This is a genomic window from Paraburkholderia sp. EG286B (genome assembly GCF_040965655.1).
In the GTDB taxonomy this organism is placed as follows: Bacteria; Pseudomonadota; Gammaproteobacteria; order Burkholderiales; family Burkholderiaceae; genus Paraburkholderia.
Map to the genome: position 1 here is coordinate 371,863 of NZ_JBFRCF010000008.1, position 22,756 is coordinate 394,618.

At 64.5% G+C, this 22,756-nt stretch carries 21 protein-coding genes; 7 read left to right on the forward strand and 14 right to left on the reverse strand.

All coding sequences use genetic code 11. From position 1 onward, the window contains the following. Positions 1–91: 91 nt before the first annotated feature. Complete coding sequence (locus tag AB4Y42_RS20160) at positions 92–454, forward strand: response regulator (protein ID WP_368692290.1); 363 nt, start codon at positions 92–94, stop codon at positions 452–454. A gap of 247 nt (positions 455–701) precedes the next feature. On the opposite strand, the gene argC is transcribed toward AB4Y42_RS20160, so the two are convergent. Beyond that, on the reverse strand, positions 702–1,649 hold the full coding sequence (gene argC / locus AB4Y42_RS20165; protein WP_368692289.1) for an N-acetyl-gamma-glutamyl-phosphate reductase: 948 nt from the start codon (positions 1,647–1,649) through the stop codon (positions 702–704). A 162-nt stretch (positions 1,650–1,811) separates the two neighbouring features. Beyond that, positions 1,812–2,336, reverse strand: coding sequence for a YbhB/YbcL family Raf kinase inhibitor-like protein (locus AB4Y42_RS20170; protein WP_368692288.1), 525 nt, complete (start codon positions 2,334–2,336; stop codon positions 1,812–1,814). Between the two features lie 346 nt (positions 2,337–2,682). Between AB4Y42_RS20170 and AB4Y42_RS20175 the strand changes: the two genes are divergently transcribed. Then, positions 2,683–3,390, forward strand: a complete 708-nt coding sequence (locus AB4Y42_RS20175; RefSeq protein WP_368695123.1) for a response regulator — start codon at positions 2,683–2,685, stop codon at positions 3,388–3,390. 130 nt (positions 3,391–3,520) lie between these two features. On the opposite strand, the gene AB4Y42_RS20180 is transcribed toward AB4Y42_RS20175, so the two are convergent. After that, the gene (locus AB4Y42_RS20180) at positions 3,521–4,207 is read right to left on the reverse strand and encodes an orotate phosphoribosyltransferase (RefSeq protein WP_368695103.1); all 687 of its coding nucleotides are present in this window, start codon (positions 4,205–4,207) and stop codon (positions 3,521–3,523) included. A gap of 380 nt (positions 4,208–4,587) precedes the next feature. On the opposite strand from AB4Y42_RS20180, the gene AB4Y42_RS20185 reads away from it, so the two are divergent. Both AB4Y42_RS20185 and AB4Y42_RS20190 read left to right on the forward strand, forming a co-directional pair. After that, on the forward strand, positions 4,588–5,829 hold the full coding sequence (locus AB4Y42_RS20185; protein ID WP_368695104.1) for an MFS transporter: 1,242 nt from the start codon (positions 4,588–4,590) through the stop codon (positions 5,827–5,829). 214 nt (positions 5,830–6,043) lie between these two features. Next, positions 6,044–8,329: an NADP-dependent malic enzyme gene (locus AB4Y42_RS20190; RefSeq protein WP_368695105.1), complete on the forward strand. Its 2,286-nt coding sequence runs from the start codon at positions 6,044–6,046 to the stop codon at positions 8,327–8,329. Between the two features lie 90 nt (positions 8,330–8,419). Here the strand turns inward: AB4Y42_RS20190 and AB4Y42_RS20195 are convergent, their stop codons facing one another. Beyond that, positions 8,420–12,022 carry an indolepyruvate ferredoxin oxidoreductase family protein gene (locus AB4Y42_RS20195; RefSeq protein ID WP_368695106.1) on the reverse strand — a complete coding sequence of 1,201 codons (3,603 nt, stop codon included), beginning with the start codon at positions 12,020–12,022 and terminating at the stop codon, positions 8,420–8,422. A 405-nt stretch (positions 12,023–12,427) separates the two neighbouring features. On the opposite strand from AB4Y42_RS20195, the gene AB4Y42_RS20200 reads away from it, so the two are divergent. Continuing rightward, positions 12,428–12,616, forward strand: a complete 189-nt coding sequence (locus AB4Y42_RS20200) for a hypothetical protein (RefSeq protein WP_201699758.1) — start codon at positions 12,428–12,430, stop codon at positions 12,614–12,616. Between the two features lie 144 nt (positions 12,617–12,760). Here AB4Y42_RS20200 and hppD read toward each other — a convergent pair whose 3' ends face one another. Beyond that, positions 12,761–13,858 (reverse strand): 4-hydroxyphenylpyruvate dioxygenase, encoded by a 1,098-nt coding sequence (gene hppD, locus AB4Y42_RS20205; RefSeq protein ID WP_069264228.1) that lies wholly within the window; start codon positions 13,856–13,858, stop codon positions 12,761–12,763. A gap of 140 nt (positions 13,859–13,998) precedes the next feature. Between hppD and AB4Y42_RS20210 the strand changes: the two genes are divergently transcribed. After that, positions 13,999–14,493 carry an Lrp/AsnC family transcriptional regulator gene (locus AB4Y42_RS20210; protein ID WP_368692284.1) on the forward strand — a complete coding sequence of 165 codons (495 nt, stop codon included), beginning with the start codon at positions 13,999–14,001 and terminating at the stop codon, positions 14,491–14,493. 82 nt (positions 14,494–14,575) lie between these two features. Here the strand turns inward: AB4Y42_RS20210 and AB4Y42_RS20215 are convergent, their stop codons facing one another. The 8 genes from AB4Y42_RS20215 to paaA all read right to left on the reverse strand — a co-directional run bounded on the left by AB4Y42_RS20215 (position 14,576) and on the right by paaA (position 20,897). Next, the gene (locus AB4Y42_RS20215; protein ID WP_368695107.1) at positions 14,576–15,241 is read right to left on the reverse strand and encodes a GNAT family N-acetyltransferase; all 666 of its coding nucleotides are present in this window, start codon (positions 15,239–15,241) and stop codon (positions 14,576–14,578) included. Positions 15,242–15,505: 264 nt separating this feature from the next. Continuing rightward, a complete protein-coding gene (locus tag AB4Y42_RS20220) occupies positions 15,506–16,108 on the reverse strand; it encodes a TetR/AcrR family transcriptional regulator (protein WP_069264222.1) in 603 nt (200 codons plus the stop codon). Between the two features lie 6 nt (positions 16,109–16,114). After that, on the reverse strand, positions 16,115–16,939 hold the full coding sequence (locus AB4Y42_RS20225; RefSeq protein ID WP_368695108.1) for a DUF1835 domain-containing protein: 825 nt from the start codon (positions 16,937–16,939) through the stop codon (positions 16,115–16,117). 165 nt (positions 16,940–17,104) lie between these two features. After that, positions 17,105–18,193 (reverse strand): 1,2-phenylacetyl-CoA epoxidase subunit PaaE, encoded by a 1,089-nt coding sequence (gene paaE, locus AB4Y42_RS20230; protein WP_368692281.1) that lies wholly within the window; start codon positions 18,191–18,193, stop codon positions 17,105–17,107. A 1-nt stretch (position 18,194) separates the two neighbouring features. Next, positions 18,195–18,728, reverse strand: coding sequence for a 1,2-phenylacetyl-CoA epoxidase subunit PaaD (paaD, locus tag AB4Y42_RS20235; protein ID WP_368695109.1), 534 nt, complete (start codon positions 18,726–18,728; stop codon positions 18,195–18,197). 29 nt (positions 18,729–18,757) lie between these two features. Next, positions 18,758–19,564: a 1,2-phenylacetyl-CoA epoxidase subunit PaaC gene (paaC, locus tag AB4Y42_RS20240; protein WP_368695110.1), complete on the reverse strand. Its 807-nt coding sequence runs from the start codon at positions 19,562–19,564 to the stop codon at positions 18,758–18,760. Between the two features lie 9 nt (positions 19,565–19,573). Beyond that, on the reverse strand, positions 19,574–19,858 hold the full coding sequence (gene paaB, locus AB4Y42_RS20245) for a 1,2-phenylacetyl-CoA epoxidase subunit PaaB (RefSeq protein WP_028203445.1): 285 nt from the start codon (positions 19,856–19,858) through the stop codon (positions 19,574–19,576). 40 nt (positions 19,859–19,898) lie between these two features. After that, positions 19,899–20,897 (reverse strand): 1,2-phenylacetyl-CoA epoxidase subunit PaaA, encoded by a 999-nt coding sequence (paaA, locus tag AB4Y42_RS20250; protein WP_368695111.1) that lies wholly within the window; start codon positions 20,895–20,897, stop codon positions 19,899–19,901. 304 nt (positions 20,898–21,201) lie between these two features. On the opposite strand from paaA, the gene AB4Y42_RS20255 reads away from it, so the two are divergent. Continuing rightward, complete coding sequence (locus tag AB4Y42_RS20255) at positions 21,202–22,446, forward strand: SGNH/GDSL hydrolase family protein (RefSeq protein WP_368695112.1); 1,245 nt, start codon at positions 21,202–21,204, stop codon at positions 22,444–22,446. Positions 22,447–22,519: 73 nt separating this feature from the next. On the opposite strand, the gene AB4Y42_RS20260 is transcribed toward AB4Y42_RS20255, so the two are convergent. Next, on the reverse strand, positions 22,520–22,756 hold a 237-nt coding region (locus AB4Y42_RS20260; RefSeq protein WP_368695113.1), incomplete at its 5' end, for a hypothetical protein.

Sequence of the window (22,756 nt, forward strand, 5' to 3'; positions counted from 1 at the left end):
GGGACGGGGAACCGATGACGACGACAGGGCACGCACCGGATCCAACGGGAGATCCGGCTGTGAGGCCATTTTCAGGGTAGGAGAACGGCGGATGGAGACGCGCATCCTGATCGCCGATAACGACGAGAAGTCGCTGGACGGGCTCAGCACCTTGCTGACCGATCTCGGCTACGGCGTATCTGTGGCCCGCACGCTCGACGAGGCACGCGATCTTGCCGCGCGCGGGGCGCCCGACGTGGCGATCGTGGCGCTTTCGCTCGCGCAGGACGAGCCCGGAGCGATCGTGCGGGAATTGCGCGCGGTCGGCGGCGAGCGCGTGCCGCTCCTGATCGCGCTCGCAGGCTGGGGGGAATCGCGCCACCGCGACGAGGCGCTTGCGGCGGGCTTCGACGTGCATCTCGTGCGGCCTGTGGGGCTCGATCAGCTGGTGTTCATCCTGTCGATGACAGGGTAATGACGAACGTGTTGTTGCTGCGCAACATTCAGGGTGCGCACTACTTTACATGTTGCATTGCATCACGCTAGTCGATATACTGCTCCTTGTCTCCTCCATGTCTCCTCTGATATGGATTCAGCCCGCCAAACATTGGCGGGCTTTTTTTCGTCTGCAGGTTTTGCATTGGCGCAAGGCGAGGACGAAGGGCGTAAAAAAAACCGGCTCAGCGAGCCGGTTTTTTGTTTGCGCGGCGAGTCTCGCTGCCTCAGGCATGCAGGCCGGTATTCTCAGCCGCGCCAATCGCGAGATTCATGCACTGGATCGCCGCGCCCGAGGCGCCCTTGCCCAGGTTGTCGAGGCGCGCGACGGTGACGAACTGCTCGTCGTTGCCGAACACGAACAGGTCGACACGGTTCGTGTCATTGTTCGCCTGAACGTCGAACATGCCGGCGTCGAGGTTCTCATCGGCGTTGAACGGCGCCACGCGCACGAACGCCTCGCCCGCGTAGTACTCGGCGAAGAGCGCCTGCAGGTCCTGCGGCTTGGCGCCGCGCGTGAGCTGCTTCGGCGAAAAATAGGTCGTGACCGCGAGGCCCTTGTAGAACGGCCCGACGATCGGCGTGAACACCGGCGCCGACTTCAGGCCGCCGTGCACCGCCATTTCCGGCAAATGCTTGTGCGTGAGGCCGAGCGCGTACGGGCGCGGGCTCGCGAGCTTCGCGTTGCCGCCCGCTTCGTACTCCGCAATCATCTTCTTGCCGCCGCCGCTGTAGCCCGTGAGCGAGTAGCTGTGCGCGGCGAAATCCGGCGCAACGAGGCCCGCTTCGACGAGCGGACGCATGGCAAGAATGAACGCCGATGCGTGACAGCCGGGCACGGCGATGCGCTTCGACTGGCGCACCTTGTCGCGTTGGGCTTTGGTCAGCTCGGGCAGGCCGTAGGCCCAGTCGGCCTGGGTGCGGAAGGCCGTGCTCGCGTCGATCAGCACGGTGCGATCGTTTTCGACGAGCGAGGCCGACTCGCGCGAGGCCACGTCGGGCAGGCACAGGAACGTCACGTCCGAAGTGTTGATGAGACGGCGGCGTTCTTCGACGTCCTTGCGCTTCGCATCGTCGATACGCAGGATCTCGACGTCGGTGCGCGGCGACAGGTATTCAAAAATCTTCAGGCCGGTCGTGCCTTCCTGTCCGTCGACAAAAACTTTCGTGCTCATCTCAGTCTCTCTGAACGCAGGGGATTGGGGGGCGCCATCACCCAAGGCGGTGCTGGAACGGTATTTTAAGACGTCATGCGGACGCGCGTGTGAACGCGTCCGGAAAAAAATCGGGGCTTACCCGTAAGCGCTCAGACACTCGCCGTGCGCAACCGCTCCCGCTCAGCGGCCGTACGTGACGGTGATCTGTGCGCTTCCGAGCGTCGAGCCGCTGATCTCGCGATCGAACAGCGCTGCCGGGCGGCCTTGTGCGAGCGGGAGCGTCTCGACGTTCAGCGCGTACACGGTGACGACGTAGCGATGGGGATTGCCCGGCGGCGGGCACGGGCCTCCATAGCCGTCGATGTTGAAGTCGTTGCGCGCCTCGATCGCGCCGAGCTTGCGCAGCGCGCCCGTTGCGCTGGCGTTCTCCGGCAGGCTCGTCACGCGTGCTGGAATATTCGCGACGGCCCAGTGCCACCAGCCACGTCCCGGCGCGTCGCGATCGAAGATCGTAATGGCAAAACTGCGCGTAGCGGCAGGAGCATTGCGCCAGGTCAAACTGGGTGACTGGTTCGGTCCATTGCAGCCCGCATCGTTGAAGACCTGGCGCGGGCCGATTTTTCCGCCGTCACTGAAATCGGCGCTCGATACCGCGAATTTTTCGCCTGCGCAGGCCAGGCTGGTTGTCGCCACAACACTGGCCATCGCCAAGGCCGCGCATAGGGATGCACGGCGGGATGCACGGCGCATGCAAGCTGGCTCAAAGTCATAGGGAGTACGCATCAGCGAGTTCTCCTGCATGTTTGTGAAATTCGGGACACGTTGTCCTGAAGGAAAGTTTGGAATTGTTCCCTGGTCCGAATTTGATCCAATATAGCGGTATAAGCGAGCGAGCTTTCGCCTGCGCGCGTAGCAAGCCGTGCAGGAGGATTCCGCTATAGTTGTAGATTCTCCTGCTCGGGCAACTGGCGCGTCGGAGGCCGGAAACAAGAAGCAATATGTGAACTGGCAGCGCGGGAGAAATAAGCAGGTTTGCCTACACGGAGGGCTAATGCAGCAACCAATCAGGGTCGTAGTCGCCGACGATCATCCGGTGATCTTGTTTGGTGCGGAACATGCACTGCTCAACTTTCCCGGCATCCAGGTCGTTGGCCGCGCCCGCCAGTCCACCGAACTCGTCAAGGCGTTGCAAACCGGTCCCTGCGACGTGCTGGTGACCGACCTTGCCATGCCGGGCGGCCAGTACGGCGACGGATTGCCGCTCATCGGCTACCTGCGGCGCAACTTCCCGAACGTTCCCATCGTCGTCCTCACGATGCTCGAAAATCCCGCGCTGCTCAAACGCCTCGGCGAACTCGGCGTGTTCGCGGTGGTGCACAAATCCGACGACCTGACCCACATCGGCCTCGCGGTGCAGCATGTGAGCCGCAATCTCGAATATATGAGCCCACAGGTGAAGACTGCGCTCGATCAATTGCGCATCAATAGCGGCGGGAAAACCGATGAAGTCATTCTCTCAAAGCGAGAACTCGAAGTCGTGCGGCTCTTTGTTTCGGGCATGACGATTAAAGAAATATCCGAGAAGCTGAACCGCAGTATTAAGACAATTAGTACTCAGAAGAACACGGCGATGCGCAAGCTCGGACTCGATCGAGACTCCGAACTGTTCCAGTACGCGCAGAGCAATGGCTTGCTCAATCTTTCCTCGTATACGCCCGATGTGCCCGAAGCGGGCGGCGAGGCAGAAACGGCGCGTTGATCCTGCCGCGCTGCACACGAGCCGCACCCGCTTTACACCGCTACGCCAGCCAGAAAAAAAGGCCATCTGCCCAGGAGGCAGATGGCCTTTTTGACATGCGCTCGCGCTCGCGCGCGTGCGGCTCGTGCGCTTACTGCGGTGCCGACGTTGCGCCGCCGTGCGCAGCCGACCACTCGGCCGGTGCGTGCAGGAATTTCTCGACTTCGTCGAGCGTCTTCGTTTCGAAGTAGCCCGATTCCTTGGCGACGCGCAGCACGTCCCACCACGTGGCGAGCGCGTGCAGGTCGACGTCGATGTCCTTCAGGACCGAGACGCTTTCCTTGAAGATGTTGTAGTGGAACAGCACGAAGCAGTGGTCCACCTGCGCGCCGGCCGTGCGCAGCGCGTTGATGAAGTTGATCTTGCTGCGGCTGTCGGTGGTCAGGTCTTCGACGAGCAGCACGCGCTGGCCTTCGGTGAGCAGACCCTCGATCTGCGCGTTGCGGCCGAAACCCTTCGGCTTCTTGCGCACGTACTGCATGGGCACCATCAGGCGGTCGGAGAGCCATGCCGCGAACGGGATGCCCGCGGTTTCGCCGCCGGCCACGGCGTCGATCTGCTCGTAGCCGACGTCGCGCAGGATCGTGGCTTCGGCCATTTCCATCAGGCCGCGGCGCACGCGCGGATACGAGATCAGCTTGCGGCAGTCGATGTAGACCGGGCTCGCCCAGCCGGAAGTGAAGATGAAGGGCTTTTCGGCGTTGAAGTGCACGGCCTTCACTTCGAGCAGCATTTTCGCGGTTGCGTCCGAGATCGTCTGGCGATCGTAGCCTGTCATGGGCGAATCCTTGGATATATGAGTGCGGGAGGAGGGTGGGCGCGTGGCCCGGTGGCGCTGGCACGGCGGGCGCGAAGCGTGGCTTCGGCGCCTGCGGTGCGCGGCCCGAAAGGCGTGGATCGTCTGACCTTGCTCACTGCATGGGTCAAGGCGACTCGCCCGGTCCGGACGGCTTCTCTTGCGCGCGTAGGCCGGTATTTTACCCGACTTGACGATCGCCGACGAGTCGCACGGGCAAGCGCCGGCAGCGATGTGGGGCGCGAACGCCGGCGGCGCTGCGCTACGCGCGGTCGGCGTCGCGGTTGTGACGGCCCGGCCCCGCCTTTACACTCACGCCGGTTTGCGCTCCCCATGCGCGCACGTTTCCCAGGATTGCCCCTATGACCGCCGTTTCTACCAACCCGGCCGCCGCCACGCGCGGCCACGCCATGCGTGCGCTAGTCGCCTCGGTGCTCGGCTACGCCATGGACGGCTTCGATCTGCTGATGCTCGGCTTCATGCTGCCCGCGATCAGCGCCGATCTGCATCTGTCCGGTGCGCAGGCGGGCGCGCTCGTCACCTGGACGCTCGTCGGCGCGGTGGCGGGCGGTATCGGGTTCGGGCTGTTGAGCGATCGCTACGGCCGCGTGCGCGTGCTCACGTGGACCATTCTGCTGTTCGCCGTCTTCACCGGCATGTGCGCGCTGGCGCGCGGCTACGGCGACCTGCTCGTCTATCGCACGATCGCGGGCATCGGGCTGGGCGGCGAGTTCGGCATCGGCATGGCGCTCGTTGCCGAGGCGTGGCCCGCGCAGCTGCGCGCGCGGGCGTCGTCGTATGTCGGGCTCGGCTGGCAGCTCGGCGTGCTGGCCGCGGCGCTGCTCACGCCGCTGCTGCTCCCGCTGATCGGCTGGCGCGGCATGTTCGCCATCGGGCTGCTGCCGGCGGTCGTCTCGTTCGTGGTGCGGCGGCGCGTGGAGGAGCCCGAGCTTTTCGTCGCGCATGCGCGGCGCATGGCCGCTGCCGCCAGGGCCGAGCGCCCCCGCGCGCTGCGCATGCTCGTGGCCGATGCGCGTACCGCGCGCGCGAGCCTCGGCGTGGCCGTGCTCTGCTCGGTGCAGAACTTCGGCTATTACGGGCTGATGATCTGGTTGCCCGCGTATCTTTCGAAGTCCTTCGGCTATTCGCTCACGAAGTCGGGGGTGTGGACTGCCGCGACGGTTGCCGGCATGGCGCTCGGCATCTGGCTGTTCGGCATCGCGGCCGACCGGTTCGGCCGCCGGCCCGCGTTTCTGTTCTATCAGGCGGCCGCCGTAGTCATGGTGTTCGTCTATGCGCAGCTTTCCTCGCCGTTCGCGCTGTTGATCGGCGGCGCGGCAATGGGCGTGTTCGTCAACGGCATGATCGGCGGCTACGGCGCGCTCATCTCCGAGCTGTATCCCACCGCGGCACGCGCCACCGCGCAGAACGTGCTGTTCAACATCGGCCGCGCCGTGGGCGGCTTCGGGCCACTCGCCGTGGGGGCGCTGGCCGCGCGCTATTCCTTCACGGCGGCGCTCGGCATGCTCGCCGCCATCTACGTGCTCGACATCCTCGCGACCCTCTTCCTGATTCCCGAACGCCGCGGCGCGGCGCTCGAATAAGCAACGCGCATCGGTCAGACGAAAGCGCCGCCGCACGAACCCACACTATCGGCTGCGCGAATTCCCGGTATCAGTCTTTGACCCACGTGGACGCGAACGGCGCCAGGTGTACACTAATCGGCCCTGCTGGAACGCTCGTGCCGTGCGAACCGGCGGGCCTACGACCATAAAAGATTCTCTCTCTCACGTCTCTCACGTCCAGGCAGGCCTGAAAATGGATGAACAACTGAAGCAAAGCGCGCTCGCGTATCACCAGAATCCGAGGCCCGGCAAGATCTCGGTCACACCGACCAAACCGCTCTCGAACCAGCTCGATCTTTCGCTCGCTTATTCGCCCGGCGTTGCGGCTGCATGCATGGCGATTCACGAAGAACCGCTCGATGCACAGAAGTACACTTCGCGCGCCAACCTCGTCGGCGTCGTGACGAACGGCACGGCCGTGCTCGGCCTCGGCAATATCGGCCCGCTCGCGGCCAAGCCGGTGATGGAAGGCAAGGGCTGCCTCTTCAAGAAGTTCGCCGGCATCGACGTGTTCGACATCGAACTCGACGAAACCGACCCGGACAAGCTCGTCGAAGCCATCGCAATGCTCGAGCCCACGCTCGGCGGCATCAACCTCGAAGACATCAAGGCGCCCGAGTGCTTCTACATTGAGAAGAAGCTGCGCGAGCGCATGAAGATTCCGGTCTTCCACGACGATCAGCACGGCACGGCCATCATCGCTTCAGCGGCGATTCTCAACGGCCTGAAAGTGGTCGAGAAAAAACTCGATGACGTGAAGCTCGTGTGCTCGGGCGCGGGCGCAGCGGCGATCGCCTGTCTGGACCTGCTCGTGAATCTCGGTTTGAAGAAAGAGAACGTCCTCGTCACCGACTCGAAGGGTGTGATCTACGAAGGCCGCGGCAATCTCGATCCGTCGAAGGCGCGTTACGCCGCCAACACCGAAGCGCGCACGCTCGGCGACGCGATCAAGGCCGCCGACGTATTCCTCGGCTGCTCGAGCGCCGGCGTGCTCAAGGCCGAGATGGTCAAGGAGATGGGCGACAAGCCGCTGATCCTCGCACTCGCGAACCCGGAGCCGGAAATCCTCCCGGAAGAAGCGAAGAAGGTGCGCCCGGACGCGATCATCGCCACGGGCCGTTCGGACTATCCGAACCAGGTCAACAACGTGCTGTGCTTCCCGTTCATCTTCCGCGGCGCGCTGGACGTGGGCGCGACGACCATCACGGAAGAGATGAAGCTCGCGTGCGTGCGCGCGATCGCGGAGCTGGCCGAGGAAACCGATCAGGGCGACGAAGTGGCGAAGGCCTATGAAGGCCACACGCTCGAATTCGGCCCGGAGTACCTGATTCCGAAGCCTTTCGACCCGCGCCTCATCATCAAGATCGCGCCGGCCGTGGCGCAGGCCGCGATGGACTCGGGCGTGGCCACGCGTCCGATCCAGGACATGGATGCCTACCGCGAGCAGCTCGGCGCGACGGTCTACCGCTCGGGCATGGTGATGCGTCCGGTGTTCGCGGCGGCGAAGGCCAACTGCGCGCGCATCGTGTTCGCCGAAGGCGAAGACGAGCGCGTGCTGCGCGCCGCGCAGTTCGTGCTCAACGAGAAGATCGCCAGGCCGATCATCGTGGGCCGTCCGTCGGTCGTGGAAATGCGCCTGAAGAAGATGGGCTCGAAGCTGCGTCCGGGCACCGACTTCGAGATCGTCGATCCCGAAGACGATCCGCGCTTCCAGAAGAGCTGGCAGGCGTACCACGAACTGGGCGCGCGTCAGGGCATCACGCCTGACGTGGCGAAGGCTTCGGTGCGCAAGTTCAACACGCTGATCGGCGCGATCCTCGTGCATCTCGGCGACGCCGACGGCATGGTCTGCGGCCTGCTCAACAGCTTCGACTACCACCTCAAGTTCATCGACCAGGTGTTCGGCAAGGCGAAGGAAGCCGAGAACTACGCGGCGATGAACCTGCTGATGCTGCCGGGCCGCAACATCTTCATCAGCGACACCTACGTGAACGAAGTGCCGAGCGCCGAGCAGCTCGCCGACATGACGATCCTCGCCGCGCGCGAAATCGAGAAGTTCGGCATCACGCCGAAGGTCGCGCTGCTGTCGTCGTCGAACTTCGGCAGCGTGCGTTCGTCGACGTCGCAGCGCATGCAGGCCGCACGCGAGCTGATCGCCGCGCGCGATCCGCAGCTCGAAGTGGACGGCGAAATGCACGGCGACGCGGCGCTCTCCGAGCTGATCCGCAAGCAGTCGTTCCCGGGCACGACGCTCACGGGCGAAGCGAACCTGCTGATCATGCCGAACGTGGAAGCGGCCAACATCGCCTACAACCTGCTGAAGGTGATCGGCGGCGAAGGCGTGACGGTCGGCCCGTTCCTGCTGGGCGCGTCGAAGCCGGTGCACATCCTCACGCCGGCGGCCACGGTGCGACGCATCATCAACATGACGGCGGTGGCTTCGGCCAACGCGAACGTGGCGAAGGCGGCGGCGAAGTAAATCGCGTCGGCGTGAATCGCCTGATGTGAAAAGGGCGCTCCGTATTGCACGGAGCGCCCTTTGTTTTTACCGCCTCGAATCAGGCGAGCGTCAAGCCGCGTGCCGCGCCGCGCCGTTTTCCGGCGAGCGCCACTTCGCGAGCAACGTGGCCCACTTCGCGCGCGCGGCCTTGAGGTTGTTCTCCTTGATATGGCCGTAACCGCGAATCGCGTCGGGCAGGTTCGCGAGTTCCAGCGCGAGCGGCAGATTCGCTTCGCTCAAACCGCCGATCACCTCGCGCATCAGCGTTTCATACTCGCCGATCAATGCGCGTTCGTGACGGCGTTCCTCGGTGCGGCCGAACGGGTCGAGCGCCGTGCCGCGCAGGAACCTGAACTTCGCGAGCATGCGCATGGCCGTGAGCATGCGCGGGCCATACTGCTTCTTCACGAGCTGGCCTTTGTCGTCATGCTTCGCGAACGAGGGCGGCGCGAGATGGAAGTTCACCGTCCAGTCGCCTTCGAAGCTCGCCTTGATCTTCTCGATGAACGCCGGGTCCGCGTAGAGGCGCGCGACCTCGTACTCGTCCTTGTACGCCATCAGCTTGTGCAGATTCTTGGCCACCGCTTCGGTGAGCGGAGACTGGCCGTCCACATGCTCGAACTTCGCTTCGGCCTGGCGCACGCTTTCGACGAACGCGCGATAACGCCGCGCGTATGCCGCGCTCTGATACGCGGCGAGATACTGCGCGCGCTTTTCGATCAGCGTGTCGAGCGCCCTGGGCGTGTGCAGCGAGACGATCTTCGCGCCGGCCGCGTCGGCGTTCTGCTCGGCCATCGGCTTCTTCACGAGCTGATCCACGGCGGCGCGATCGTGCGCCACGCGGCGGCCCCATTCGAATGCCGCAAGATTCTTCTCGACCTGCACCGCGTTCAACTCGATCGCGCGCGCGAGCGACTCGTGCGTGAGCGGCAACCAGCCCTTTTGCCACGCGTAGCCGAGCACGAACGGGTTCGTGTAGATCGCGTCGCCGAGCAGCGCGAGCGCGTAGCGGTTCGCATCGACGGTCGCGACGTGGTCCGTGCCCGCTGCGGCGCGCACATCGGCTTCGGTGTTGGAGCCCGGGAACTGCCACTGCGGATTCTTGATGAACTCGGCAGTCGGCGTGGGCGCGCTGTTGAGCACCACGTGCGTCATGCCCTCCTGCATGCGCGAGACGCAGTCGTCGCCGGCCGTCACGATGGCGTCGCAGCCGATCACGAGGTTCGCCTCGCCCATGGCGATGCGCGTGGCATGGATGTCGCCGGGGCGGTTGGCGATCTGTACGTGGCTCATCACCGCGCCGCCCTTTTGCGCGAGGCCGGTCACGTCGAGCACGGTCACGCCCTTGGATTCGAGATGCGCGGCCATGCCGAGCAACGCGCCGATCGTCACCACGCCGGTGCCGCCCACGCCCGTCACGAGCACGCCGTAGGGGCGGTCGATGGCGGGCACGTCGGGCGTCGGGACGGTCGGCATCGCTTCGTTCGCGACGCTGCTCGTCTTCGGCTTGCGTAGCTGGCCGCCTTCCACCGTCACGAAACTCGGGCAGAAGCCCTTCAGGCACGAGAAGTCCTTGTTGCAGGTGGACTGGTTGATCTGGCGCTTCGTGCCGTACTCCGTATCGAGCGGCTCGACGCTCAGGCAGTTCGACTGCACCGAGCAATCGCCGCAGCCTTCGCACACGGCCTCGTTGATGACCACGCGCTTCGCCGGGTCGGGATAGGTGCCGCGCTTGCGGCGGCGGCGCTTTTCGGTGGCGCAGGTCTGGTCGTAGATCAGGATCGTCGTGCCGGGAACCTCGCGCAGTTCGCGCTGGATCGCATCGAGCTGGTCGCGGTGGTGGATCGTCACGCCCGGCGCGAGCTTAGTGGCGGGTTCACCTTCGTACTTTTCGGGTTCGTCGGTGACGATCACGATCTTCGCCGCGCCTTCGGCGGCGACCTGATGCGTGATCTGCGGCACGGTGAGCGTGCCGTCGACCGGCTGGCCGCCCGTCATCGCGACCGCATCGTTATAGAGAATCTTGTAGGTGATGTTCGCCTTCGAGGCGATCGCCGCGCGGATGGCGAGCAGGCCCGAGTGGAAATAGGTGCCGTCGCCGAGGTTGGCGAACACGTGCTTGTCGTTCGTGAACGGCGCCTGGCCGACCCACGCCACGCCTTCGCCGCCCATCTGGCTGAAGGTGCTCGTGCTGCGGTCCATCCAGACGGTCATGTAGTGGCAGCCGATGCCGGCCATCGCGCGCGAGCCCTCGGGCACGTTCGTCGACGTGTTGTGCGGGCAGCCTGAGCAGAACCACGGCTTGCGCTCCGCCTGCACGCGCGGCTTCGCGAGCGCCTTTTCCTTGGCCTCGATCACGCTCATGCGCGCGGCGATACGCGCGCGCACGTCCGAGGGCAATTCGAACTTGTCGAGCCGCGTGGAGATGGCCCGGGCGATGATCGCGGGCGACAGCTCGTAGTGCGCGGGCAGGAGCCAGTTGCCCATCGGCACCGACCACTCGCCGCCCGCACCGTCCTTTTCGTCGAACTTGCCGTACACGCGCGGACGCTGTGCGTCGGGCCAGTTGTACAGCTCTTCCTTGATCGCGTATTCGAGAATCTGGCGCTTTTCCTCGACCACGAGAATCTCTTCGAGGCCGCGTGCAAACGCGTGCGCGCCCTGCGCTTCGAGCGGCCACACGCAGCCGACCTTGTAGAGCCGGACACCGATGCGCGAGCAGGTTTCGTCGTCGAGGCCGAGGTCGGTGAGCGCCTGGCGCACGTCCAGATACGCCTTGCCGCCCGTGATGATGCCAAAGCGCGCATGCGGCGAATCGATCTCGATGCGGTCGAGCTTGTTGGCGCGCACGTAGGCGAGCCCCGCGTACCACTTGTAGTCGAGCAGACGCGCTTCCTGCACGAGCGGCGGATCGGGCCAGCGAATGTTCAGGCCGCCCTCGGGCATCGCGAAGTCTTCGGGGAGGATGATGTTCGTGCGATGCGGGTCGAGTTCGACCGATGCCGACGATTCCACCACATCGGTCACGCATTTCATCGCGACCCAGAGGCCCGAGTAGCGGCTCATCGCCCAGCCGTGCAGGCCGAAGTCGAGATATTCCTGCACGTTCGAGGGGAACAGCACGGGCAGGCCGCAGGCCTTGAAGACGTGCTCCGACTGGTGCGCGAGCGTGGACGACTTGGCCGCATGGTCGTCGCCGGCAAGCACGAGCACGCCGCCGTGCGGCGACGAGCCGGCGGAATTGCCGTGCTTGAACACGTCGCCGCTGCGGTCGACGCCCGGTCCCTTGCCGTACCACATCGAAAACACGCCGTCGTATTTCGCGGACGGGTACAGGTTCACCTGCTGCGAGCCCCACACGGCGGTCGCGGCGAGGTCTTCGTTCACGCCTGGCTGAAAAACGATCTGATGTGCGGCGAGATGCTGCTTCGCCTTCCAGAGGGACTGATCGAGGCCACCGAGCGGCGAGCCACGATAGCCGGAGATGAACCCCGCGGTATTGAGACCGGCGGCCTTGTCGCGCTCCTGCTGCAGCATCGGCAGGCGGACCAGCGCCTGGATGCCGCTCATGTACGCGCGGCCGCGTTCGAGGGTGTATTTATCGTCGAGCGTGACGGAAGCGAGTGCGGCTTCGAGCGAAGCGCGCTGACCTGCGTCTAGCGGGGCATTCATTATGTGTCTTCCTCCATCCAACCAATCCGTTGTGGGATCGCCAGAACTTCAGGGCCTCGGCATCTTGTGAATGCTCTGGCCGGGGTCGCCATATTGGCTTCTTTCTTTCGATAGTAGCACTCGGATAAACCCGCCGCTTCGAGGCTCCGAGCGCCGCGCCGCACTGCGTTGCAGGTTTCGGGCCTGTGGCGCCGTGTCGCGCAAACGGCCTGAAACCCCCGTGTAATAACGGATGTATCGAATTCCTCAGAGGAGTAACAACGTGTAAAACTTGCACTACCTGGGAACCGGACTTGAATATCCTGTCTAACTCCCTCATCTGTGCGAACCGCGCAGCTTCCCTGGCTGTTAACAGTTATTAAAAGGGGCACTACTGCAACAGGCAGTCTAAAAAAGGAGTCCAGCATGAATAATCGACATATCCAGACCTTCCTGACGGTCTCGGCTGCGTTCTTTGCCATGAGCGCGCCACTGCATTCGAACGCCAGCACGAAGAGCGGCGAGAGTGCGACGACTCGATGCGCCCAGTACACGCTGAGCATGAAGGCTGATACGAACGCCATGCCGGCCACGAAGGCCGAACGCAAATCCTGATGCCGCGCTGATCCGCGCAGCATTCCATTCACCGAATCCGGCGCCGGGGTGTGCGGCGGCGGATTCAAAAGTCAAAAAGGGCGAAGATCGTGCGATCTTCGCCCTTTTTGTTTGTCATTGGCCGAATTTATCGGCGCGAGTGCGTCATGCCTTGTCCTGCACCACGCCGCGGCGGATCTGGTCGAGTTCGATCGATTCGAACAGCGCCTTGAAGTTGCCCTCGCCGAAGCCCTGGTTGCCCTTGCGCTGGATGATCTCGAAGAAGATCGGGCCGATCTGGTTCTCCGTGAAGATCTGCAGCAGCAGGTCTTCGGGCATGCCGTCGATCAGGATCTTGCGCTTCTTGAGTTCTTCGAGCGGCTCGGTGTGGCCCGGAATGCGGCGGTTCACGAGCTCGTAGTATGTGTCGATCGTGTCGAGCAGCGCGATTTCGCTGGCGCGCAGGCCATCCACGGTGCGGTATATGTCGTTCGTGCCGAGCGCGATGTGCTGGATGCCTTCGCCGTGATAGGCGTCGAGGTATTCCTGGATCTGGCCTGCCGTCTCGCCGCCTTCCTCGTTGATCGGGATGCGGATCTTGCCGCAGGGCGAGGTCATCGCCTTCGACTTCACGCCGGTGACCTTGCCTTCGATGTCGAAGTAGCGGATTTCGCGGAAGTTGAAGAGGCGCTCGTAGAACTCGGCCCATTCGTTCATGCGGCCGCGATGGACGTTGTGCGTGAGGTGGTCGATATAGGTGAGACCGTGACCCACCGGGTTCTGTTCGGCGCCCGCGATCGGCTCGAAGTCGACGTCGTAGATGCTGATGTCGCCAATGCTGCCCGGCGCCGCGCCGTTCTTGCCGCGCCAGCGGTCGACGAAATAGATCAGCGAGTCGCCAATGCCCTTGATGGCAGGAATGTTCAGCTCCATCGGGCCGGTCTTGTTGTCGAAGCCCCACGCGCCGAGTTCGAGCGCGTGCTTGTAGGCCTTGGCGGCGTCCTGCACGCGGAAGGCGATCGCGCAGATCGACGGGCCGTGCAGGCGCGCAAAGCGCTGGGCGAACGAATCGGGTTCGCCGTTGACGATGAAGTTGATGTCGCCCTGGCGATACAGCGTCACGTCCTTGTGGCGATGCCGCGCGATGGCCGTGAAGCCCATGCGTTCGAACAGTTTGCCGAGCGCCTTGGGGTCCGGTGCGGTGTATTCGATGAATTCGAAGCCGTCGGTGCCGACGGGGTTCTCCCAGTTGGGGACCTGCATGGTTGTCTCCTGACTGATGTAGATCAGATTTCGTGTTGCACAGTGTAGTCCGCCGTATTGGGAGAAAACTTGCGAGTTGGGTCGCGTTACCGTCGATTTGCGCTATAAACTGCCTTGAATGAATGTTTGAAAGGCAGAAAATGGCAAGCATCGAATTGGACGCAATCGACAGGCGCATCCTGGCGATCCTTCAGGAGAATGGCCGGCTCTCGAACCAGGAGATCGCCGAGCGCGTGAATCTCTCGCCGAGCCCGTGTTTGCGACGCATCCGGCGGCTGGAGGAAAGCGGCGTGATTCGCAGCTACGTGGCGCTGCTCGATGCGCAGAAACTGGGGCTCGACCTGCTCGCCTATGTGAACGTGCGGCTGGAAAAGCGTGGGCCGACCGCGGCCGGGCGCGAAGGGGTGACGCATGCCGAGCTGTTTCGTGTGGCGGTGCAGACCTGGCCTGAGGTGGTGGCCTGCCACGCGATGACGGGTGACATGGACTTCCTGCTGCGTGTGCAGGTGGAGGACATGGCGCACTTCTCGCGCTTCGTACAGGACCAGTTGCTGCACCATCCTTCGGTGATCGACGTGAAATCCAGCTTTTCGCTCGACACGTTCAAGGAAACGACGGCTTTGCCGATCCGCTGACTGCGCGGCGCCGTAACGCAGACGCAAAAAAAGCGGCCGAAGCCGCTTTTTCAATGCATCAGTCTGTCCCGAAGGGCAGGAGTCACGCCGCGACAGCCTGCGGCAGGATCGTTTCTATCAGCTTGCTGGCCTGGCGCGCCTGACGCTTGAGCGCGTAGTCGAACACGGCGGCTTGCTCCTGGAGCATTTCGGCGATGATGCTGCTCTGGTCGGCCGGCTCGAGCGAGAGATAGGCGTCGGCTTCGCCGTAGGCGTACTCGATCTTCATGCCCGACTTCTTCGCGATGTGCATCATCGTCGAGTTGCGCGACAGGCAGTGCATGTAGAGCGTGGTGACGTGCGTGTTGCGGCTGCGGATGGCAGCGCGCTCGAACAGCTTCGAGCCAATGCCCTGGCCGCGCGCGCTTTCCTGCACGGACACGCCGAACTCGGCCGTGCGGCCGTTGCCGTCCGCCGGGAGGTAGGCCAGATGACCGACGCCCACGAGTTGCAGTTGATGGTCGAACACGCCGAACACGGTGTCGCGCGTGAAGTCCATCGAGCGCACGTACTTTTCGATCACGTGGTCCGGCGCGGCCTGGCCGAAGCGCAGCAGACGGTCATCGCTGTCGAGCGAGAGGAAGTGCGCGAGCAGGCGTTCGCGGTCTGCCGAGGTAAGTACTCGCACCATGACGGGCGCATGTCCGGACGTCAGCGGACGAGCGGACGAAATGATCGGCACGTTGGCTTGGGTCGAAAGCGGGGTCATGGTGGGTTCTCCTTAAAATGCATGCCGCATGATGCAGCGCAAAACGCATTCTAGCGGAAACCCTGGGTGCGCTCTAGGGAAAACCCGGAGTGCAAATTTGAGTGTTGCGCCTAATTAATAAAAATATAAGCGCAACCGATTGATTATTAACGTTTATTCGTAGCGGGTCGTTTGACGGATCAACTGTTGCCCTGACGCATCATGTCGCACTGCAGCAATCTGGCCCGAAAATTTCTACCGTCCGGAGCACCGTCCGGGCGTCCTTCAGGCGCCCTTCAGACCATGATCGACCATGGCGATCACCTGCTCGGCGAAGTCGCGATAGCCCATGCGGCCGCCGGGCTTGAGCCACGTAAACGTCCAGTTGATCATGCCGAACACCATCATCGTCAGCGCAGTCTGGTTTTCGCTCGTGACGTGGCCCGGATACGCGCGCGCGAGTTGGCGCGTGAAGGCGGCGACCACGTCGCGCTGGCGGTTCAGGATGATCTCGCGTTGGGCGTCGACGAGGTATTTGACGTCGTTCAGGAGCGCCACGTGGCGGCTGTGCGAGGTTTCGTATTCGGCGAGAAACGCGCGAATCAGCTCGGCGAAGCTCTCGCGCTCGTCGTGACCACGCCGCTGGCTCGCGCCTTCCACCTCCGCGATGATCAGCATGAGCCGCTTGGTGTAGCGATCGAGCAGATCGAAGAGGATCGCTTCCTTGCTCTCGTAATAGTGATAGAGCCGCGCCTTCGAGGTGCCGCTGGCGGCCGCGAGGTCCGACATCGAGGTGCTCGGGTAGCTCGTTTGCGCGAATTTGGCGGCGGCGAGCTCGAGGATCTGGTCGCGTTGGGTTTCGTGGTCGGGCGCTCGGGTGCGTGCCATGGGAATTCAGCGGGGGAGGGAAAGGTGCGCGGCGGTTTGCGGCAGCGGCGGACGCGCGGCGCGCGCGGCAGCGGCGAGCGGGGCACAGGCGGCGCACATGTCGTCGCGCAGACGCAGTTCTTCGGCCGCGCACAGCTCGCGCAGGCGCCACAGCACGACGGGCTCGCCAACCGTGAAGCCGGCGCCGCCCCGCGTGAGCGCCGCGCCGAGCACGTCGCTGGCGAGCCAGGATGCGCCCGCCGGGCGGTCTTCATGGGCGTCGAGCACGTCGAGGATCATGGCGTCGAGGTCGCTCCACGTGCCGCTCGTGAAGGTGTTGTCGCGCCAGCGGCGCGTCTCGCCGTTGGCGAACTTGGCTTCCTGCCACTCCAGCGCGAGACGCGTGATGCGCAGCACCGAGATCGGCGCGGCGTCGGGCAAGCGCGCCTCGATGCGGGCTGCGGCGTTCGGGCCCGAAATTTCGTCGGCAGTCAGGCGCACTTCGTTCAGGCGCTGCGGGACGTCGCGCAAGCGGTAGCAGACACGCCGCAGCGCGAGCTGGTGGGCGGCGTCGTGCGTGTGCCAGATCACTACGTGGGCGTCGTCGGCTTCGAGCGTACCCAACGCCGCGCAGTCGTCGTGGGCGAGGGTTGGCGGCGCATCGCTCAGGCGCTCCCAGAAGGCGGCGCGTTGCGCCACGCCTGGGTCGCCGGCCACGTCGATGTCGCGCAACGGGCCTACCGTCAGATCATCGCGCAGGGCGATCACGCGGTCCGGACGGCCTGCCGCTTCGAGAGCCTGACGTAGTGCCGTCACGGCCGGCTCGCCGTAAATGAGGTGAATCGTGGTCATCGACAACTCGTTGCGTTCACGCTGAACGCCCTGTAAGCCCGAAAGCACGCAAATAACAAAAGGAGCCGCCCGCGGGTGTCGCAGCGCTGCGCTGCAACACCCGCGGGCGGCCCCTAGTGTAAGCGGATCGCCTGCGGGCCGAAAGCGTGCTGTTGCTCTAACGCCTTAACGTTCGTCGAAACTCACGACCACCCGCTCGCTCACCGGATGGCACTGGCAGGTGAGCACGAAGCCGTCCTTCACTTCCTGCTCCTCGAGCGTGTAGTTCTTGTCCATCTTCACCTCGCCTTCGAGCACCTTGGCGCGGCAAGTGCAGCACACGCCGCCCTTGCACGCGTAAGGCAGCGCCAGACCGGCCTTCAGGCCGACGTCGAGCAGGCTCACGCCCTCGTACGGCAGGCGCATCTTGCGCTTCTTGCCGTCGATGACGATTTCGAGGTCGGCGGCCGGCGTGTTTTCGGTGATCTCGACGTTCGGCACACCCGCCTGCGGCAGCGGCGAGCCGAAGCGCTCCACGTGCACCTTCTGCGGCGGCACGCCCGCGTCCTTGAACGCGGCTTCGGCGGCGTCCATCATCGGGCCGGGGCCGCAGATGAAGGCTTCGTCGATCTCGTCGGCGGGCAGCAGCGTTTCGAGGAACGCCGCGCACTTGGCCTGATCGAGCACGCCGTTGAAGAGCTCGACGTCCTGCAGGTCGTCCGAAAGCACGTGGTAGAGGCGGAAGCGGCTCATGAAGCGGTTCTTCAGGTCTTCCAGCTCTTCGGCGAACATGATCGCGTCGACGCTGCGGTTGCCGTACACGAGCGTGAACGCGCTGCGCGGCTCCGTTTCGAGCGTCGTCTTGATGATCGCGAGCACGGGCGTGATGCCCGAGCCGCCCGAGAATGCCACGTAATGCTTGCCGTGCTCGGCGTTCAGGTGCGTGAAGAAGCGGCCATCGGGCGTCATCACGTCGATCTCGTGGCCGGGCGCGAGCTGCTCGAACGCGAAGTTCGAGAAACGCCCGCCGCGCACGCGCTTGATGCCGATGCGCAGCTCGCCGTCGCGGTCGTAGTCGGTCACGCCCACGCAGATCGAGTACGAACGGCGCGTTTCCTCACCGTCGATGTGCGTCTTGAGCGTGACGAACTGCCCCTGGGTGAAGCGAAATGCCTCGCGCAGCTCGGGCGGGACTTCGAAAGCGACAGAGACCGCGTCCGCGGTTTCGGGCCGCACTTCGCGGATGCGCAGCGAATGGAATTGCGGAGTGGCCATATCAGTACGGTTTGAAGTAGTCGAAGGGTTCGCGGCAGTCGATGCAGCGGTAGAGCGCCTTGCAAGCGGTCGAGCCGAACTGCGCGAGGCGTTCGGTGTGCTGCGAGCCGCAGTGCGGGCAGGCGGGCGCGGGCAACGGCTTCGGTTTCGCGATGAAGGTGATCGGCTGTTCGGCCGATTGCGGCGCGGAGCCGCAGTTGCCCGTGGGCGGCGCGATGCCATAGGCGCGCAGCTTCTCGCGCGCTTCGTCGGTGATCCAGTCGGTGGTCCACGCGGGCGTGAGGGTCGTCGCGATGCGGTAGGGCGCGAGCGCGGCGGCGTCGAGCGCGTGCGCGACGTCCTCCGCGATCTGCGACATCGCCGGGCAGCCGGAGTAGGTGGGCGTGATGACCACTTCGATCTGGCCGTCGTCGGCGCGGCGCACGTCGCGCAGAATGCCCAGTTCGCGGATCGACACGACCGGAATCTCCGGATCGGGCACCGATTCCAGCACTTCCCAGGCGCGTTCGACCGCGTGATCTGCCGTTGCTTGCATCGTGACTTCCTCTGTTCCTGCTGGGATGCTTACCAGCGCGCGTCCGGGTGCTGGCGCGCGAGGCTCTGCATCTCGGCGAGCACGAAACCCATGTGCTCCGAGTGCTCGCCGTGCTTGCCGGTCGTGATGTGGAACACCTGCTCTGGCAGCGTAAGCGTGGCTTCTTCGAGCGCGGCTTCCACGTCGGCGTGCCACGCGGCTTCGAACTGCGCCGTTAGAGGTGCGATGCCGGCTTCGGCCACGGCCGTTTCCACGGTGTCGGTGCTGAAGAACTCACGCGTGTACGGCATCAGCCAGTCGAGTGCTGCCTGGGCGCGGCGGTGCGATTCATCGGTCCCGTCGCCGAAACGGATCAGCCACTCACGCGCATGGTGCACGTGGTAGCGCGTTTCCTTGATCGAGCGCTCGGCGATCGCGGCCAGTTGCGGGTCGGCGGAGCGCAGCAGCGCGGTCCACAGATGCTCCATCAGCGTGGCGTAGAGGAAGTTGCGCACGATCGTTACGGCGTAGTCGTTGGCCGAATGCGTCGTGCCGGCGAGCGGGCCGAAATGCGGCAGCTCCGCGAGCGTGTAGTTCGCGAACTCGCGCTCGGCGCGGAAGTAGGCGTAGTCGTCCTCGGTGCGCTCGCGGCCGGTGAGCGCCTTTTCGAGCGTGGCGGCATGCGTGTAGAGCAGGCGCGCCTGACCGATCAGGTCCAGGCTCATGTTGGCGAGCGCGATGTCTTCTTCGAGGATCGGGCCGTGGCCGCACCATTCCGAATTGCGCTGACCGAGGATCAGCGCCGTATCGGCGAGGCGCAGCACGTACGCGAGTTGTTCAGGCGTGGGCGTCGTCATGTTGCGCTCTTACATGTGGTTGACTTCGTCGGGCAGCGTGTAGAACGTCGGGTGGCGATAGATCTTGTCGCCGGCCGGCTCGAAGAGCTCGGCCTTTTCGTTCGGATCCGATGCCGTGATTGCCGACGACGGCACCACCCAGATGCTCACGCCTTCCTGGCGGCGCGTGTAGACGTCGCGCGCCATGCGCAGCGCCATCGAGGCGTCAGAGGCGTGCAGGCTGCCACAGTGCTTGTGGTCGAGGCCCTGCTTGCTGCGCACGAACACTTCCCAGATCGGCCATTCCTTGTTCATCGTGGATCTCCTTCCTTCCTGATTCATGTATGAGGTGTGCTCAAGCGGCGTGCTTTTCGGCGCGCTGACGCTGCTTTTCGGCATGGGCGAGGGCGGCTTCGCGCACCCACGCGCCTTCGTTGTGCGCTTTCACGCGCGTACCGAGACGCTCGCGGTTGCACGGGCCGTCGCCGTTCACGACGCGCCAGAATTCTTCCCAGTCGATCGTGCCGTAGTCGTAGTGGCCGCGCGCTTCGTTCCATTTCAGATCGGCGTCAGGCAGCGTCACGCCCAGCACCTTGGCCTGCTCGACCGTGGCATCGACGAACTTCTGGCGCAGATCGTCGTTCGAGATGCGCTTGATGCCCCATTTGGCCGACTGGTTGCTGTGGACCGAATCGGCGTCGCTCGGGCCGAACATCATCAGCACCGGCCACCACCAGCGGTTCACGGCCTGTTGGACGAGTTCGCGCTGCGCGTCGGTGCCGCTCATCATGGCGAGCAGGGCGTCGAAGCCCTGACGCTGGTGGAACGACTCTTCCTTGCAGATGCGGATCATGGCGCGCGCGTACGGACCGTACGTGCAGCGGCACAGCGGAATCTGGTTCATGATCGCCGCGCCGTCCACGAGCCAGCCGATCACGCCGACATCGGCCCACGTGGGCGTCGGGTAATTGAAGATGCTCGAATACTTGGCCTTGCCGGCGTGCAGGGCGTCGACGAGCTGGTCGCGCGAAACGCCGAGCGTTTCCGCCGCGCTATAGAGATAGAGGCCATGGCCCGCTTCGTCCTGCACCTTGGCGAGCAGGATCGCCTTGCGCTTGAGGCTCGGCGCGCGCGAGATCCAGTTGCCCTCCGGCAGCATGCCGACGATTTCCGAGTGCGCATGCTGCGAGATCTGGCGCACGAGCGTCTTGCGATAGGCTTCGGGCATCCAGTCCTGCGGCTCGATCTTGCCGTCGGCGGCCATGATGGCGTCGAACTGCGCCTGCTCCGGCGAGGTTGCGTCCGCGTCGAGCGGAGCAACGTTGCCGGGGATGTCGAGGGATTGCGTGTACATGGAGACGCTCTCGTCGAAGTTGGGTATGTCGCGCAGTATAAACCAACCGACCGGTCGGTAAATGAATTTTTTGAGGTAGGGCAAAGAAATGTGGACCCACAGCTGAGTTTTAGCGGGGCGGCAGCGGGATTGCCTGGGATTTGTGCGTGGGGCGGCGTGTGCGCGGGCTTTTGCTTGGTTTAGTTTGCTCGACTGTCAGGCGGATGGAAGGCTGTGCATCGGGCCATGGGGCACAATGCGCCTTTGCCTGCGCACTCGTTCACGGATGAAGATTTCCTTTGGTCCCCTCGCGGCTGCGGCCGCAATGTTCATTTCACTTGGCGCCGGGTCTCCGGCGTTCGCCGATCAATCCTCGGGCCCCTGGGTTACGAGCTGGGCGACGGCGCTGCAGTCGATTCCCGAGCGCGACGCGCTCCCGGCGCTGTACCGCGCGCCCGAGGTCGCCGGGCGCACCGTTCGGCAAATCGTGTATCCGACGCTGGGCGGCACGGTCGCGCGGGTGCATGTGAGCAACCTCTATGGGCGCACGCCGCTTGTGATCGAGGCAATGGCGATTGCGCCTTCTGCGGGCGGTGCGGTGGCGAGCGAGGCGGGTACGGCGCATGTGACCTTCGGCGGGCGAGCGGCGGTGTCGGTGCCGCCCGGTGCCGCGCTCGACAGCGACCCGGTGCAGATCGATCTGAAGGCGCACGCGCCCTACGCCATCAGTTCCTATATGGGACCTGAGCAAAAGATGGTCGCGTGGCATCGCGTGGCGAGCCAGGTGAATTACGTTTCGCGTCCAGGCAATCACGTCGCGGATCCGTCGATTGGCGCGTTCACCGAGCGCTTTACGCAGTACGCGTGGGTGACGGGGCTGGCGGTCGAGGCGCCGGGGGCGTCGACGGTCGCGGCGCCGGGGGCGTCGACGGTCGCGGCGATCGGCGACTCCATTACTGACGGCATGCGTTCCTCGCTCAATCAGAACCGTCGCTGGCCGGACGCGTTGGCGCGCCGCATCGCGCAGTCGCAGCGCACGGATCTCGCCGTGATCGATCTCGGGATCAGCGGCAACCGGCTGCTGAGCGATTCGCCTTGCTACGGCGAGGCGCTTGAGCGCCGCTTTGGCCGCGACGTGCTCGGACACCCGGGCGTGAAAACCGTGGTGCTGCTCATCGGCATCAACGACATCAACTTCCAGGCGATGCCGGCGCGATCGGCCCTCGACTGCGACTTTCCTCATACGCACGTGGACGCGAACGACCTGATCGCGGGCTACCGCCGCGTGATCGCGCAGGCGCACGGGCGCGGCGTACGCATCTTCGGCGCGACGCTCACGCCGGCATCGCTGCCGCCGGAGCGCGAGGCGATCCGCACGGCGGTGAACCAGTGGATCCGGACGAGCGGGGCGTTCGACGGCGTGGTCGACTTCGACGCGGCGCTGCGGGATCCGGCGGACCCCGTGCGACTGCGTTATGGCTATGACAGCGGCGACCACATCCATCCAAGCGACGCGGGCTACGCGGCGATGGCGAATGCGGTGCCGCTGGAGGTCCTTACCCGGAAGTGAGGAATATTTTCGCCTCCCCCTTGCACAGTGCCGGCGGGGGCGCTAAGATTCGCCCCCTTCGCAGTTCGATGTCTCAGACGTCAGGGCAGCGAGGGCCGCCGCGGAAACCGGCGGACGCAGGAGTCGGCCGCTTTTTCAAGCGGTGAGCGAAAAAAAAGGGGTTGACGAAGCGAAAAGGATTCTTCATAATCTCGTTTCTCTGCTGCTGACGCAGCAACGCAGAAAACGCCGGGTAGTTCGATGGTTTAACGGCGCTTTCGCGATCGATCTTTAAAAATTTACAGCCGATAAGTGTGGGCGCTTGATGCGG